Source organism: Streptomyces sp. NPDC046931 (assembly GCF_040644655.1).
Taxonomy (GTDB): domain Bacteria; phylum Actinomycetota; class Actinomycetes; order Streptomycetales; family Streptomycetaceae; genus Streptomyces.
Genome location: NZ_JBEYWX010000005.1, coordinates 207059 through 221687 on the forward strand (window position 1 = coordinate 207059; position 14629 = coordinate 221687).

General features: G+C 67.9%; 12 protein-coding genes and 1 pseudogene. 7 read left to right on the forward strand and 6 right to left on the reverse strand.

The features are described 5' to 3' along the window. Positions 1-77 precede the first annotated feature (77 nt). Both ABZ876_RS12875 and lanKC read right to left on the reverse strand, forming a co-directional pair. Positions 78-203: a SapB/AmfS family lanthipeptide gene (locus ABZ876_RS12875; protein ID WP_361778636.1), complete on the reverse strand. Its 126-nt coding sequence runs from the start codon at positions 201-203 to the stop codon at positions 78-80. A 49-nt stretch (positions 204-252) separates the two neighbouring features. Next, a complete protein-coding gene (lanKC, locus tag ABZ876_RS12880) occupies positions 253-2862 on the reverse strand; it encodes a class III lanthionine synthetase LanKC (RefSeq protein WP_361779046.1) in 2610 nt (869 codons plus the stop codon). 236 nt (positions 2863-3098) lie between these two features. Here lanKC and argJ point away from each other — a divergent pair, with 236 nt between their 5' ends. Continuing rightward, on the forward strand, positions 3099-4295 hold the full coding sequence (gene argJ, locus ABZ876_RS12885) for a bifunctional glutamate N-acetyltransferase/amino-acid acetyltransferase ArgJ (protein ID WP_361779049.1): 1197 nt from the start codon (positions 3099-3101) through the stop codon (positions 4293-4295). After that, complete coding sequence (locus tag ABZ876_RS12890) at positions 4292-5146, forward strand: arginase family protein (RefSeq protein WP_361778639.1); 855 nt, start codon at positions 4292-4294, stop codon at positions 5144-5146. The genes argJ and ABZ876_RS12890 overlap by 4 nt, the downstream gene beginning before the upstream one ends. 20 nt (positions 5147-5166) lie before the next feature. Here ABZ876_RS12890 and ABZ876_RS12895 read toward each other — a convergent pair whose 3' ends face one another. Further along, on the reverse strand, positions 5167-5967 hold the full coding sequence (locus ABZ876_RS12895; protein WP_361778642.1) for a Tn3 family transposase: 801 nt from the start codon (positions 5965-5967) through the stop codon (positions 5167-5169). Here ABZ876_RS12895 and ABZ876_RS12900 point away from each other — a divergent pair. The 3 genes from ABZ876_RS12900 (at position 5951) to ABZ876_RS12910 (ending at position 9036) form a co-directional block, all read left to right on the forward strand. Further along, positions 5951-6940 carry a transposase gene (locus ABZ876_RS12900; RefSeq protein ID WP_361778645.1) on the forward strand — a complete coding sequence of 330 codons (990 nt, stop codon included), beginning with the start codon at positions 5951-5953 and terminating at the stop codon, positions 6938-6940. The genes ABZ876_RS12895 and ABZ876_RS12900 overlap by 17 nt on opposite strands. 239 nt (positions 6941-7179) lie before the next feature. Beyond that, positions 7180-7836 (forward strand): class I SAM-dependent methyltransferase, encoded by a 657-nt coding sequence (locus tag ABZ876_RS12905; RefSeq protein WP_055495745.1) that lies wholly within the window; start codon positions 7180-7182, stop codon positions 7834-7836. Positions 7837-8202: 366 nt separating this feature from the next. Continuing rightward, entirely contained in the window at positions 8203-9036 is an 834-nt protein-coding gene (locus ABZ876_RS12910; protein WP_361778648.1) for an SAM-dependent methyltransferase, read from the forward strand. A gap of 163 nt (positions 9037-9199) precedes the next feature. Here the strand turns inward: ABZ876_RS12910 and ABZ876_RS12915 are convergent, their stop codons facing one another. The 3 genes and pseudogenes from ABZ876_RS12915 to ABZ876_RS12925 form a co-directional block, all read right to left on the reverse strand. Beyond that, the gene (locus ABZ876_RS12915) at positions 9200-9352 is read right to left on the reverse strand and encodes a hypothetical protein (protein ID WP_361778651.1); all 153 of its coding nucleotides are present in this window, start codon (positions 9350-9352) and stop codon (positions 9200-9202) included. A 272-nt stretch (positions 9353-9624) separates the two neighbouring features. After that, positions 9625-9783, reverse strand: a pseudogene (locus ABZ876_RS12920) (transposase); the annotation flags it as partial. A gap of 468 nt (positions 9784-10251) precedes the next feature. Further along, positions 10252-11496: an ROK family transcriptional regulator gene (locus ABZ876_RS12925; RefSeq protein ID WP_361778654.1), complete on the reverse strand. Its 1245-nt coding sequence runs from the start codon at positions 11494-11496 to the stop codon at positions 10252-10254. A gap of 216 nt (positions 11497-11712) precedes the next feature. Between ABZ876_RS12925 and mmsA the strand changes: the two genes are divergently transcribed. Continuing rightward, on the forward strand, positions 11713-13260 hold the full coding sequence (gene mmsA / locus ABZ876_RS12930; protein WP_361778657.1) for a multiple monosaccharide ABC transporter ATP-binding protein: 1548 nt from the start codon (positions 11713-11715) through the stop codon (positions 13258-13260). Continuing rightward, the gene (mmsB, locus tag ABZ876_RS12935; RefSeq protein WP_361778660.1) at positions 13257-14555 is read left to right on the forward strand and encodes a multiple monosaccharide ABC transporter permease; all 1299 of its coding nucleotides are present in this window, start codon (positions 13257-13259) and stop codon (positions 14553-14555) included. The genes mmsA and mmsB overlap by 4 nt, the downstream gene beginning before the upstream one ends. Positions 14556-14629: the final 74 nt, after the last annotated feature.

Below are 14629 nucleotides of genomic sequence, written 5' to 3' on the forward strand. Positions count from 1 at the left end.
GGATCAAGCTGTGTGTCCCGGGCGGCTCGAAGCCGCCCGGGACGTTTCAGCGACGGCCCGTCAGGGCCGCCGGAGCGTCAGAGACAGAGCGTGATGCTGGCGACGCTGTTACACAGCGTCAGGCTGATCTCGCTGCCGCCGCCGTGCAGTTCGTCGTCCTGCGGCTGCGGGGTCTCCAGGGTCTGCAGGTCGAGAAGCGACATGATTGTCTTCCTTTCCTTCCGGGTCCTCGTGGGGACGGGGATGGTTGGGTCACGACTCCGGGTACGGAGCCGGCTCGTGGTCCCGCGGCCGTAGCGGCGGGAGGAACGGGAGCCCGACGGGCTCCCCGTGGAGGGCCGCGCCGGCGGCGAGCAGGCAGCCCGCCGTTCCGGTGGCCAGGTCGTGGGAGAGCCGCATCATCTGGTCGCCCGGGAACGCGAGCCCGTTGCCGTGGCGCATCGCGTACCAGTCGAGTGCGGCGAGCTGGACGGGCAGTTCGGCGGCGGGGCGGTCACCGGGCGCGGTGGTGCGCGCAAGATACAGCACCATGCCGGCCCGGCCGCGGAACAGGCCGGGCTGCGCGTAGAAGCGGGAGCAGGCGGCCGGCAGGATGGCGGACCGGGCGGTCTCGAACTCCGGGTTGTCGCGGTACGCCAGGTAGTCGTCGAGCACCATCGCGATTCCGACGCTGCCCGCGCCGGTGTACGGCAGGGTGCGGGTGCGGTCGTCGACGACGAGGGTGCCGTCCGGCCGGTGCACGCAGCGAGCCAGGTCGGTGCGCAGCGCGGTGGCGGCGGCGTCCAGCAGGGCCGGATCACCGGTGCGTTCGTGGTGCCGGATGAACAGCAGGGCCGCTCCTGTGGCGCCGTGCAGCAGTCCCGTGCGGTCCGGCGGTGTGGTGGCCAGCCTGCGGGCGGTCAGCCGCACGACCTCGCCGGCCCGTTCGTGCAGCGCCTCGTCGTGCCGCGCCAGATGGTCCAGGACGAGGCCGACGCCTGCCAGCCCGCCGTGCAGACCGATGCCGAGGCGGTCCCACTTCTCGCGCAGCACCCGGCCGGTGATCTCCAGCGCGGCGTCGGTGTGGCCGAGCCCGTCCAGCACGTAGGCGGCGCCGAGCAGCCCGTCGTACAGGCCGGGTGGGGTGCCGCGCGGCGGGTCGACGGCGTGCCGCAGCAGCCACTGCTCACCTTCCGGGTACCGGTCGACGCCGGTGACGGCGAGGGCGTACAGCACGCCGGCCGCTCCGTACGCGAGGTTGAGGCCGCCGCCGTCTGCGAACTGGGCGATGTCGCCGGGGAACAGCCGGTCGTCGCGTTCCGGGGTGGCGGAGGCGAGGATGGCGGCGGCCATCGCGTCCCGGCTTCGCGGCCAGTCGGCCACCTTCGGCAGGTCCGCGGGCCGTGCCGCGGCCGGCGTACCGCCATCGATCTGCGCGACGCCCTCGATCTGCGCAACGCCCTCGATCTCGTCGACGGCCTCGGCGAGCCACTGGCGCGGCACATCCGGGAAGTTGTCGTGAACCAGCCCGGCGAGGTGGGCGGCCTTGCCGCGGTCGATCGCCAGCAGCGTGGTCAGGGGAAGGAACAACGCGAGCCGCAGACATGCCAGGGCATACCGGTCGATGGCGAAGCCGGTGCGGTCGGGCGGTGCCACGAACCCGGGGTGCGCCACGGTCTGGCGGGCGCCTTCCTCGGCGGGGGCCGCGGCCTCGAAGTCCAGCAGCGCCACCGACTTCTCGTCCGGCGCGACCATGATGTTGAACATGTGCAGATCGCCGATGACCACACCGCGCCCGTGCACAGCGGCGACGGCCTCCTCGACCGCCCGGTACAGCCCCAGCGCCCAACGGGTGTAGTCGGCTACGGCCTCGGGGCCGGGACTCGAGGCGATCAGCGGGTGCCGTTCGGCGAAGAATGCGTTGAGGGTGCGGCCTGGCAGGAAGTCCATCACCAGGAACCGGTGGCCGCCGATGTCGAGCCAGTCGCGCACTGCGGGCACAACGTCCAGGCCGGCCAGCCGCTCCAGAGCGGTCTTCTCCCGTTCCAGACGGGTCACCGCGTCGGCGCCGTCCGCCGCGAGTCCGGCGTACGGGCGGGCCTCCTTGAGGACCACCTGTTCGCCGGTGCGGGTGTCGGTGCCGGCGTAGACCCCGCCGCCGTTGGAGAAGTGCAGCGCCCGCTCGATGCGGTAGGGAAGGCCGGTGACGGCCGTGGCGGCGCGCGCGGCGAGCTGCGGCTCGAGGAAGACCGGCAGCCGTACCCACGACGGCACGTGGAACACCGGGTCGCGGCGATCCGGTATCAGCCGGCCTCGGTCGTCCTCGATGGCCGGCACCAGCGCACCGGCGGCGTCGGCGCAGTAGCGTGGCGCGAAGGCGCCGTAGCGTACGTACAGCGGGCCGTCGTTCCACCGCAGATCGGTGAGGATGTACGGGCCGGGCTCGCCGGCCAGCAGCTCGTCCAGTTCACGCAGCACGGTGTGCAGCTGTTCCTCGTCGCCCGGGTAGACCGTGGCGAACTTGCCGCTGCCGCTGCGGTCGGCGTACTTGGAGTTGCGCAGAAACAGCTGTCGGGCAGTGGGCACGAACTTGAACGGGATGCCACGTGGTACGCAGTAGTCCCACAGCTTGGTGGCGGTCTTCTCGGCGTTGTCGAGGCACGCCGAGACGTGGATCTTCCAGCCCTGGGCCGGCCCGGGGCCGCCGGACGGCCTCAGATGCAGCCAGTCGCCCTTGCGGGTGCGCCGCCAGCCCTCGGGGGCCGGGCGCAGCGCCGGCGCGAACTCCTGCGGCCCGGCCTGCTCGCGGACGGTGTCCAGCCGCTCGAGGGTCTCGTAGAAGTACCGGTCGGCGAGACAGAACACCTCGTACCGCTTGTCCATGTCCTCCCCTTCGTCCGGCGCGACCGACGGGAGCGAGATTGTCATGTGCGGAAAGAGCACGACAGTCGCCTTTGTCACCAACGCGCAGTGAAAAATGCACAGTTACCGGAACCTGACGGTCCGTCGCGTCTCTGGTGAGCGGCGGCGGGCGCGGCCCCGCGCGGCATACGGCAATGTCGCCGGGGTCCGCACAAAGTGGATGGACAGCCCGCCATCAGGGTGCAAATATATGCCATATGACGCATGATCATGCATTGACTCAAGATTCTGACCCTGTGGCGTGGCCGCTAGGCTTCCGGGCCTGCACAGGGCACGGCGGCCTGCGCGAGTACGGCGACGACATCTCCATCGTCGCGTCGGACCGGCCAGCCACCAGCGCCGCGATGTTCACCCAGAGCCTCTTCGCGGGTCCGGCCGTAGTCCTCAGTCGTGCTCATGCCTCGGGACAGAACCTGCGTGCCGTAGCGACGCTGGCGCAGAACGCGAACGTCGCCACCGGGCGCCGGGGCGAGGAGAACGCTGCGGAGGTCGTCCGCCGCGTCGCCGGGATTCTGGGCATCCCGGTGGACGAGGTGCTCATCGGCTCCACCGGCGTCATCGGACGCCCGCTGCCGATGGGCACCATCCGTACGCACTTCGACGAGGCCGCCAAGCACGGCCTCGCGGCGTTCGTGGCCGGACCGCTGGATGTGGCACGCGCAATGATGACCACCGACACCCGCCCGAAGACCGCCGTACGGACCGTCGGGCAGGCCCGCATCGTGGGCGTCGCCAAGGGTGTCGGCATGCTGGAACCCAATATGGCCACGATGCTGGCCTACGTGTTCACCGACGCGGACCTGTCCCCGGCCGACCTGGACAGCGCATTGCGCGAAGCGGTGAATCGCACGTTCAATTGCCTGAGCGTCGACACCGACACCTCCACCTCCGACACGGTGACGGTCATCGCCAACGGCGCCGCAGGACCAGTCGATCCGGCGGAGTTCTCCGAAGCCCTCGCCGACCTCTGCCTGGATCTCACCCGGCAGCTGGCCAGTGACGGCGAAGGCGCCACCAAGCTCCTGCGCGTCACGGTTGCCCAGGCCGGCGACTACGGACAGGCCAAACGCATCGCCAAGAGCGTAGTGAACTCCCCGCTGGTCAAGACCGCCGTCCACGGCGCCGACCCCAACTGGGGTCGAGTACTGATGGCCATCGGCAAGAACGCCGATGACACCGACATCGAGCCGGGCAACGTCACCGTGGGATTCGGCGACATCGAGGTGTACCCCGAAGAGCCCGAGGCCGACACCCTCGACAAACTCGTCGGCATCATGCGCCAGGACGAGGTCGACATCGTCATCACGCTCGGCATCGGGGAGGCCGAAGCCACGGTCTATGGCTGCGACCTGTCCGCCGGCTACATCCGCATCAACGCGGACTACACGACATGACCGGGCTCGACCGCAGCAACGGATCCCCTACCGTTCTCGTGATTCCCCAGTGGCAAGGGTCGGCTGCACGTAATCCTCAACGGCTGGCTAAGGGTGCGTACCAGCTGAGCGCTCTGCTCCCCGCAGCTCGACGCACTGTCGTCGAGATCGACCCCCGCCCCGGACAGGACCTGGACGGCGTACGCCACCTCGATGTGCTGACCCGCTCGCTGGAAGCAACCAGGGCCGCGCTGGGCCGGAGTGGCGATGACACACTGCTTTCTGCGGGCGGCGACTGCGGTATCGAGCTCGCGCCTGTCGCCCGCGCCGTAGCTCGCCATGGCGACAGCCTGGCAGTTGTCTGGTTCGACGCCCACGCGGACCTCAACACCCCCGACACATCTCCCTCAGGGGGCTTCCACGGAATGGTGCTGCGCACCCTGCTCGGCCAGGGGCCGTCACAACTGGTGCCCAGGCCGGAGGAGCGCCTTTCCACCCGGCAGATCGTGCTCGCGGGCGCTCGTGCCCTCGATCCCGCCGAGCTGGACTTCATCGAGTCCGAACGAGTCCGAGCCCTGTCCGTTCAGGCTCTTCGGGAACCGGGCCAACTGATTTCCGCGGTGGCAGGTACAGGGGCCACGCACGTCTACATCCACCTGGACCTGGACGTGTTGGACCCCGAGCACTTCACCAGCCTGTCCTGCCCGGAACCCGGGGGTCTGCACCCCGACCAGCTGCGCGCCGCCCTGGACGCGCTGACCAAGCGCTTCAACTTCGCCGGCATGGGGATAACGGAGCATGCCCCCGCCGCCGACTCAGCCAACAGCGACCACGTCCTCCAAAGAATCCTCGACGGCATGGCTTTCCAGTAGCGACAGCCTGTACCGGTCAGTCACCGTCTTCCCGCCGCAGCCGAGCCAACACCGTTGATCGGTGCCCGGGCACCCGGCACCGTAGTTGCGGTGAGGTTCAGACGGGCCTCCATGTCGAGGTTCACCTCGCCGTACGGGCGTACGTGGGACCAGAACAACGGGGTCAGGCCGCGACGGTCGGCGTCGGTGAGAAGTTCGGCCCACTCGGGTTCGCCGAGGATGTCCTGGAGCATCAGGGTGTTCACGCAGACCAGGGCGGACTGGAGGATCCGCAGGCACAGCACGAACATCTCCTGTTCGTCGCGCCGGTTCGAGGCGATTTCTCCTCCTTTACCGTAGGCGATCACGGAGTTGGCGCCGTTGGAGGACTCCATGACGTTCAGGCCCTCCTCGATCTCCCGCTGGAGGTCGCGCAGCCGCAGGTAGCGGGCCACGAAGATGGTCTTCTGCGCGCGGCCGACCTCCAGCATGGCCGCGTAGGTGGGGTGGGAGGCGTTGCGGGTGAAGCGCCGCAGGATCGCCTCGGTGGACGCGGTACGGGTCCGGATCGCGATGGCGTACTTGATCATCTGGTCGTACTGCTGAGCAATGAGTTCCCAGCGGATCGGGCGGGTCAGCGCCGGGGTCAGTTGCGGGTAGGCGTCCGGTTCGCCCGCCACCGGCCGGTACAGCTTCGCCTTGTTGATCCGCTTGATCCTGGGCAGCCGGTCGAAGTTGAGCAGTCTCGTGATGCCGAACCCGATTTCCGACTGGCCATGGCTATCTGTGTAGTTCGCTTCCACGTCCATGGTGGTGCCGTGCCGCATGGCGCCTGCGACCATCGCGGCGACTTCGGAGGCGGTGCAGTTGATCAGCTGGGAGCGGATAGCCAGGGACTTCTTCAAAGACCTCCCGCCCGGCAGACTGCGGCTGGCCTCTCCGTACGACACCGACGCGCGCTACGGCCTCAAACAGGGCTCCTGGTGGACCGGCTACAAGATCCACATCAGTGAGGCCTGCGACGATGCCGATGAACAGGACTCGGCTTCCGGCAGCCAGGCGCTGATCCCTGGAGCTGACGGACCGCCGCCGCGCTTGATCACCAGCATCGCGACCACCGACGCCACAGTGACCGATGCGGAAATGACCGAACCGGTCCATCACATGCTCGCCGTCCGCGATCTCCTGCCCGCCGAGCACTTCCTCGATTCCGGTTACGCCTCCGCCGAGTTGATCGTGGGCATGAAGAAGAACTTCGGAGTCACCCTGGTCACCCCGGTCCTGATGAACAGCTCACCCCAGGCGCGTGCCGGCGTCGAGTTCGACCGCACCGCGTTCACCGTCGACTGGGACAAGCGACAGGCCGCCTGCTCACGCGGGGACACCAGCACCTGGTGGAGCCCCGCCACTCTGCGCGGCACCAAGGCCATCGTCATCAAGTTCGACAAGGAGACATGCCGCCCCTGCCCGGTGCGCGACCAGTGCACCCGCTCGAAGACCGGCGGCCGGACTCTCTCCCTGCAACCCCGCGAACTGCAAGAAGTCCTCGACCATGCCCGCCTCCAGCAGGGCGACGAGCAGTGGCGAGCCAAGTACGGAACCCGCGCGGGCATCGAGGGAACCATCCACCAGGCCGTCGCGGTCACCGGGATAAGACGTGCCCGCTACCTCGGTCTCCAGAAGACCCACCTGGAGCACGTCTTCTCCGCCGTTGCACTCAACCTCACCCGCCTCGATGCCTGGTGGAACGGCCACCCGCTCGACTGCACCCGCGTCAGTCACCTTGCCCGACTCGACCTCTCCCCTGCCGCGTGACCGAACAGGGGTCTTACTGGTGTGATCGCCTAATCAACTGTCGCCGGTTCCCCGAGGAACCCAGCCAGTTGGTGACCGACTGTGGTTGCCAACGGCGTATCGGCTCCGGGTCCCACCGGCCTCGTTGCGGAGCCGGGTGGTGGTCTTGTCGTGGTAGCGAGAGCGTCAGCGTCGACGGGCGCGGGATTCAGCACGAGGTGGCAGAACAGCTGCGAGCGGCGGGTGTTAACTTCCTTCCCGTGGTGGAGTACCAGGACGAGACCAGGGCGGCCTACGACGGGGTCGTCGAGCTGTATGCGTCGATGTTCGCTAATCGGCTGGAGACGCACCCGTTCTCACGGAACATGATCGGCACCTTTGCCGAGCTGGTGCGCGGGACCGGGAACCCGCGGGCAGCCGACGTCGGCTGCGGGCCCGGACATCTGACGGCCATGCTGCATGACCTGGGGCTGGACGCCTTCGGGCTCGACCTCTCCCCAGCCATGGTCGACCACGCCCGGCGGGCCCATCCGGCGCTGCAGTTCGACGAGGCGCGCATGGAGGCCCTGCCAGTCGAGGACGGCGCGCTCGGCGGCGTGCTGGCCCACTACTCGATGATTCACACCCCTCCTGGGGAACTACCCGCGCTGCTCGCCGAGCAGGCGCGTGGCCTGGCACCAGGGGGCCTGCTCCTGGTCTCGTTCTTCGCGACCGACGGGCCCGAGCCGGTCCGCTTCGACCACAAGGTGACGCCCGCCTATAGCTGGCCGGCGGACCGGTTCGCCGAGCTGCTGGCCCGGGCCGGGCTCGTCACGTTCGCCCGGCTGCTCCACGACCCGGCCTCTGAGCGGGGCTTCCTCGACGCCCACTTGCTGGCCCGCAAGTCGGAGGACACCGTCGAGGCCACCGCACAATAAGCCAGCAGGATCGGCGACAGCGTTCTTACCGGCACCCCTTGTCCTGGAACAGGCTCACGCGGTTTCCGCCGCCACCTGACGGCCGGCTCCACCCTCGACGAGGAAGACGGAAGGAGGAAGGTGGACAACCCGCACCCTCCGGGCCTTGGGAGCCCGGGCGCGCCTCTCGGCGTCACGCGGTGGCTGGATCCCCGGCGGCTGATGACATTACGGACGAACAGCCGCACGGTGGGGCGACCGAGACCCGCTGACACGTCGAGGTGAAGCTCCCGCCGGCCGCATCCCACACGAACGGGTGTCCACTTTGACGGACAGGCCGTTCAAGGATCCCAAAGTTGTGGTCAGCAGGCGGAGTTGCAGGCGAGGATGGTCGCCATGACGCATGAAGGCCTCTCTATCGACTCCACCAAGCCCAGTATCGCCCGCGTCTACGACTACCTGCTCGGCGGCAAGGACAACTACGCCGTGGACCGGGAGATCGGCGACGTGTTCAAACGCGACCTTCCCGGTTCGGTAGCAATCGCCTTCGCCAACCGCGCAGCCCTGACCCGGGCGGTTGCGGAGATCGCGACGACCACCGGCGTACGGCAGTTCATCGACCTGGGCAGTGGTCTTCCGACCGCCGACAACGTCCATCAGGTCGCGCAGCGGCACGCTCCGGAGTCCCGGGTCGTGTACGTCGACATCGACCCCCAAGTGCTGGTGCACGGCCGTGCGCTGCTGGAGGAAGACGACCGGACCCGGGTCGTCGCGGCCGATGTACGCAACCCCGAAGACGTCCGTACCCACCCGGACACGCGGCAACTGATCGACTTCGACCGCCCCGTCGCCGTCATGTTCAGCGCCATCCTTCATCACGTCAACGACGAAGAGGACCCGGCCGGAATCGTCCGCTACTGGCGCGACCACGTGCCCCCCGGGAGCTATTTCTTCGTCAGTCACTTCCGTTCCGGCAACAACCCGGAGACAGCGGAGGCCGAGCGAGTACTCCAGCAGACTTTCGGCCGTGGCCGATGGCGCAGCGACGAGGAGATCGAAGCCCTGCTGGACGGCCTGGAGATCCTCGACCCCGGGATCGTTCCCGCGTCCCTGTGGCGTCCCGACGTGGTGGACAGCCGGTGGAACGACAGAGACGACGAACGGGAGCTCACTGTCTGGGAGCGTCTGATCGCTGCTGGGCTGGCCCGCAAAGCCCAGTAATGGTCGAGATATCCCGCAAACCTCACCGGCGGTGGACGCCGACGGCACAGCCGCCGCCGTCGTGGGGGTCGGTCTCCCGGGTGGCGAAGCGGTCGAGGAGGGCGAGGCCGGAGGGCGCCAACCATCTCCTGAGGATCAGTGATGACGGCAATCTCGCGTGCTGCTACATGTCGTTGACCGTGAGGCATGTCTTGCACTGCACATAGTCGGCGCCGATCAGCTTGGAGGTCTTCGCGGCGTCCTGCAGGGCGCCGATCACGCGCTGCGTGGTGCTCTCGTTCTGAAGTTCGGCGGCCTTCCGGTAGGAGATGACCACCTGCTCTCGTACCTGGTTGCAGCGATCGCAGTAAGCCTCGACTGACGACCCTTTTCGGGCCATATGATCCCCCCTGGTCCGCTCCCACGACTCTTGATCAAATCGCGAGGATCACGTCAAGTGTCGCTATTGTTCTATAGGGTGGAGGGTGATCGGAAGATGACGTCTGGCCTCGTTGACCGCCAAGTCGCACGATGGCTTCGTGGTCCTGCCAAGCGGCAGTGAGTGACCTGGTAACGGGGTCCTCCGAGGTCCCCTTTGCGGGCCACTGAGGTCATCCCTGAGCCGAAGCCCAGCTCCTGGGGCAGGTACTCCCACTGGATGCCGGTGTACAAGACGAACAGGATCCCGCACAGGGACTGCCGGTACGGCACCCGCGGCCGCCCCTCGACGAGCTTCGGGGCCGGTTCGGGAAGCAACGGTTCGATCAGCGACCAGAGTTCGAGTCATGGCACTGCCGGACCCGCACCCCAACGTGCCGCGCGTGCTGGGAGTGGACGACTTCGCGACCCGCCGAGGCCAGACCCGTGGGCAGTGACTTTCCGCTGCGGGGGTCACTGCCGCGCCTCACTGTGGTTGATCAGCGGAAACGGTGATCAAGTGAGGCAGTGACGCCGCGCCGTGTGGCACGGTGCTTCGGTACCGGGCACGGAAAGACCGACGCCGTAGGTCCGGCCCGATCCGAACGGCGCCCGCGCCCCGGGCCGACAGAGCAGGAGCCGACTCGCAAGGCCTGATCACGGGCAGAGCCTCACCTGAACCGCGTCAGCCTGCGCGACGGCCCGGGCGGCTTCCTCCGCGAGGAGGCTCCGGGCGACTGCGCATGCGGCTGCCGGCTGCCGGCTGAGCGCCATACGAACGGCAGAGACCTTCGCCGGCGCACGGTCCGCGAACCGGACTCAGTCGGCGAGCAGTGCCGAAAGCTGAGGGGAGTACGTCGCGTGCAGCACGAGTGCGGCACTGCCTACGACGGCGCCGTCGGTGCCCAGTGGCGACGCCTTGACCTTGACGACCCGGATGCTGCGGGCCAGCGGCCTGGTGGCCAGCGCTGCAGCGACGACGTCGACGTACCGCGATTCCACGTGCTGGATGCCGTGACCGCCGAGGACGATCAGGTCGACGTCGATGAAGTTGGCGATGCTGACCGCCACCGAGGCGACGTGTTCCGCGGCTTCGTCGATGACCGCGCTCGCCACGGGGTCTCCGGCCGCCGCGGCCAGCTGGATGGCGGTGTGGTCGACCGAGCTGGGGTCCTTGGCGAATGGTTGCGACAGCACACCTATGTCATCGGACTGGGCGGCGAGCCGGCGGTGCACTTCGGCGACGATGGCCGAGGGGTTGACCAGTCTTTCCAGACAGCCCCTGTTGCCGCAGTAGCACTCCGGCCCGTCGGGTAGCACGCTGGAATGCCCGAACTCTCCTGCGTTGAGCGAACCTCCCCGGTACACCTGGTGATTGAGGACGAGGCCGCCACCGATGCCGGTGCCGAAGAAGAAGTAGGCGAAGTCCGCCACGCCTTTGCCCGCGCCGGACCAGCGCTCGCCGATCGCGGCGGCGGTGGCGTCGTTGTCCATCGTCACCGGCAGTCCGGTCGCTTCACTGATCATCTTTTGCAGGGGCACACGGTTCCAGTGTGCGAGCTGGGGCGGAGCGACGATCGTGCCGAGCTCCTGGTCGATCGGCCCAGGGGTGGCGAGCCCCAGTCCGAGGATTCTGCTGCGCGGGACATCGGCTTCGGCCAGCACGTCGGCGACGAGCTCGGCCATGGCCTTCACGACGTGGGCGGGGTCGGTGCTGGCCGGCGTGGGCCGCTTCCTGATGACCAGCGGTCGGCCCATGAGATCGACGACGGCGCAGGTCAGCTCCACAGGGTCGAAATGCAGCCCCACGGCGCTGCCCGCGTCGGCGTTGAGCCGCAGCGTGGTGCGCGGCTTCCCGCCGCTGGCGACCCGACTGGCGCCGTCCTCTCGCACGATGCCCTCGTCGAGCAGGCGACGCACGATGCCGGAGACCGTCTGTGGGGTGAGGCCGGTGAGCTGCGCGATCTCCACCCGGCTGATGCCGTCGGCGAGCTGGATCTGGTCCAGGACCACGGCCCGGTTGTATCGCCCGACCTTGGGGAGATTGGTTCCTGCCTGCCGCACCTACGGTCCTCTCTATTGCTACGGATAACCATATCGTCACGAGCCATTGACCTAGTAAAACAAATGGATTTAGTGTCCCGGCACGCAGATGTAGGCCGGACCCGGCACCGCGCAGCGCAGTGCCATCGGAGGCAAGTTGATGTCCACGAAGTGCCGCATTCCGCATCACCCGGAGCCGGGTGGTCACGCCGGTCTCCGCAGGGCGGAGTCCCCGTCATGACTCAGTCCCCGACTCTGCTGGAGATGCGTGCTATCACGAAGACCTTCCCCGGCGTCACCGCGCTCGCCGACGTGAGCCTGGCCATCCGGGAGGGCGAGATCCACGCCATCTGCGGCGAGAACGGCGCCGGCAAATCCACCTTGATGAAGGTGCTCAGCGGCGTGCACCCGCACGGCAGCTACACGGGTGACATCCACTACCGCGGCAAGGAGGTCCGCTTCCAGGACATCCGGGCCAGCGAGCAGGCCGGCATCGTCATCATCCACCAGGAGCTGGCCCTGGTGCCGGGCATGTCGATCACCGAGAACATCTTCCTCGGCAACGAGCCGCGCAAGCGCGGCGCGATCGACTGGAAGGCCGCCCAGCTCCGCGCGCTGAAGCTGATGGAACAGGTCGGGCTCCGCGAGGATCCGGACACGCTCATCAAGGACATCGGCGTCGGCAAGCAGCAGCTCGTCGAGATCGCCAAGGCGTGCGCCAAGGACGTCAGACTGCTCATCCTCGACGAGCCGACCGCGGCTCTCAACGAGGAAGACTCCCGCCACCTGCTCGATCTGCTGCGCGGCTTCCGGGAGCGGGGAATCACTTCGATCATCATCTCGCACAAGCTGAACGAGATCGAGGCGATCGCCGACACCATCACGATCCTGCGCGACGGACGCACCATCGAGAGCCTCGACGTCAAGGCCGACGGCGTCAACGAGGACCGCATCGTGCGCGGCATGGTCGGCCGTGAACTCAGCAGCCGGTTCCCCGACCACACCCCTGACATCGGGGAGGTGTTCTTCGAGGTACGCGACTGGACGGTGCGCCATCCGAACTCCGATGAGCGGCTGGTGTGCAAGGGCTCGTCCTTCAACGTCCGGCGCGGCGAGATCGTCGGCTTCGCCGGCCTCATGGGCGCGGGTCGCACGGAACTGGCGATGAGCCTGTTCGGCCGCTCCTACGGCACCTACCTGTCCGGCCGGGTCTACAAGGACGGCAAGGAGATCCAGCTGAAGTCGGTGACGGCCGCCATCCGGCACGGTCTCGCCTACGTCAGTGAGGACCGCAAGTCGATCGGGCTGAACCTGCTGGACGACATCAAGGCGTCGATGGTCGCCGCCAAACTCCCCAAGATCGCCAAACGCGGGGTCATCGATCCGGTGAGCGAGCACCGCGTCGCCGAGGAGTACCGCAAGAGCCTCAGGATCAAGACTCCCAGCGTCGACGAGGGCGTCGTGAAGCTCTCCGGTGGCAACCAGCAGAAGGTCGTCCTGGCGAAGTGGATGTTCACCGATCCCGACCTGCTGATCCTCGACGAGCCGACCCGCGGCATCGACGTGGGTGCGAAGTACGAGATCTACGGGATCATCCAGCGGCTCGTCGCCCAGGGGAAGGGCGTCATCGTCATCTCCTCGGAGCTGCCGGAGCTCATCGGCCTGTGTGACCGCATCTACACGGTGTTCGAAGGCACCATCACCGGCGAGGTCGCCCGCCGCGACGCCGACCCGGAACTCCTCATGAAGCAGATGACCGCTACGAAGAAGAGCCCGACCTCATGAGCCGTATGAAAGACCTGCAGAAGAACCTCTTCGGAGGCACGACCTCCAACGCCCGCCAGTTCGGGATGATCTTCACCCTGGTGGCGATCGTCCTGCTGTTCCAGATCTGGACCGGGGGCCTGACGCTGACCTCCGGCAACCTCATCGCGGTCGTCAGCCAGTACTCCTACATCCTGATCCTCGCCGTCGGCATGCTGATGGTGATCGTCGCCGGACACATCGACCTCTCGGTCGGCTCGGTCGCGGCGTTCACCGGCATCGTGGTCGCCAAGGCGATGCAGGAACACTCGCTCCCGTGGCCGGTGGGCATCCTGCTCGGCCTGCTCGTCGGCGCGCTGATCGGCGTCTGGCAGGGATTCTGGGTCGCCTATGCGGGGGTGCCGGCATTCATCGTGACCCTGGCCGGGATGATGCTGTTCCGCGGCGGCAACCAGTACATCGGCAACGCCGACACCGTGCCGGTCCCCACGGGCTTCCGCAAGATCGGTGCCGGATTCCTGCCCGAGGTGGGACCCGACACGGGATACAACAACCTGACGCTGCTGCTCGGCCTGATGGCCTGCGCGGGCATGGTGTGGCGCGAGTGGAAGGCGCGGCAGACCCGGCGAGAGATGAACGCCGACGTCGCCCCCATGTGGATCACTCTGCTCCGACTGGCCGTGATGCTGGGCGTCATCGTCTTCGCGACGCTGCGCTTCGCCGGCGGCCGCATCGGCACCAGCCTGCCGATCTCCGGCATCATCCTCATCGTCCTGGTGCTCGCGTACTCGTACTACACCCGCAACACCATCGGCGGCCGGCACATCTACGCCGTCGGCGGCAACGCCCGCGCGGCGGAACTGTCGGGCGTGAAGCTGAAGCGGGTCAACTTCATGGTCATGATGAACATGTCCGTCCTGGCCGCCCTGGCCGGCATGATCTTCGTCGCGCGGTCCGCGGCTTCGGGACCCCAGGACGGTCTGAGCTGGGAACTCGACGCCATCGCCGCAGTCTTCATCGGCGGCGCCGCGGTCTCCGGCGGCCTGGGCACGATCAGCGGCTCGATTGTCGGCGGTCTCGTCATGGCACTGCTCAACAACGGTCTGCAGCTCCAGGGCGTCGGCTCCGACATGGTCCAGATCATCAAGGGCCTGGTCCTCCTCCTCGCTGTCGCGTTCGACGTCTACAGCAAGCGCCAGGGACGCTTCTCCATCATCGGAACGCTGATGCGTCCCTTCCGGCAGGAACAGCCGGCTGTCGGGGCCGAACCGCCGACTCCGGCCTCCGACCCGGACAAGGCCCAGGTCCCGGGCTGACCGCAAGGCTCCACTCACGGACGGCTGTCGGCGGCCGCCTGCCACTCACGGCGTCGTACTCCTCGGCGCTCGAC

What these genes read in the sequence shown, in the direction of transcription:
- ABZ876_RS12875 (WP_361778636.1), bottom strand. Translation starts at nt 203, where the DNA reads ATGTCGCTTCTCGACCTGCAGACCCTGGAGACCCCGCAGCCGCAGGAC.
- lanKC (WP_361779046.1), bottom strand. Translation starts at nt 2,862, where the DNA reads ATGGACAAGCGGTACGAGGTGTTCTGTCTCGCCGACCGGTACTTCTAC.
- argJ (WP_361779049.1), top strand. Translation starts at nt 3,099, where the DNA reads ATGACGCATGATCATGCATTGACTCAAGATTCTGACCCTGTGGCGTGG.
- ABZ876_RS12890 (WP_361778639.1), top strand. Translation starts at nt 4,292, where the DNA reads ATGACCGGGCTCGACCGCAGCAACGGATCCCCTACCGTTCTCGTGATT.
- ABZ876_RS12900 (WP_361778645.1), top strand. Translation starts at nt 5,951, where the DNA reads ATGGCGCCTGCGACCATCGCGGCGACTTCGGAGGCGGTGCAGTTGATC.
- ABZ876_RS12895 (WP_361778642.1), bottom strand. Translation starts at nt 5,967, where the DNA reads ATGGTCGCAGGCGCCATGCGGCACGGCACCACCATGGACGTGGAAGCG.
- ABZ876_RS12910 (WP_361778648.1), top strand. Translation starts at nt 8,203, where the DNA reads ATGGTCGCCATGACGCATGAAGGCCTCTCTATCGACTCCACCAAGCCC.
- mmsA (WP_361778657.1), top strand. Translation starts at nt 11,713, where the DNA reads ATGACTCAGTCCCCGACTCTGCTGGAGATGCGTGCTATCACGAAGACC.
- mmsB (WP_361778660.1), top strand. Translation starts at nt 13,257, where the DNA reads ATGAGCCGTATGAAAGACCTGCAGAAGAACCTCTTCGGAGGCACGACC.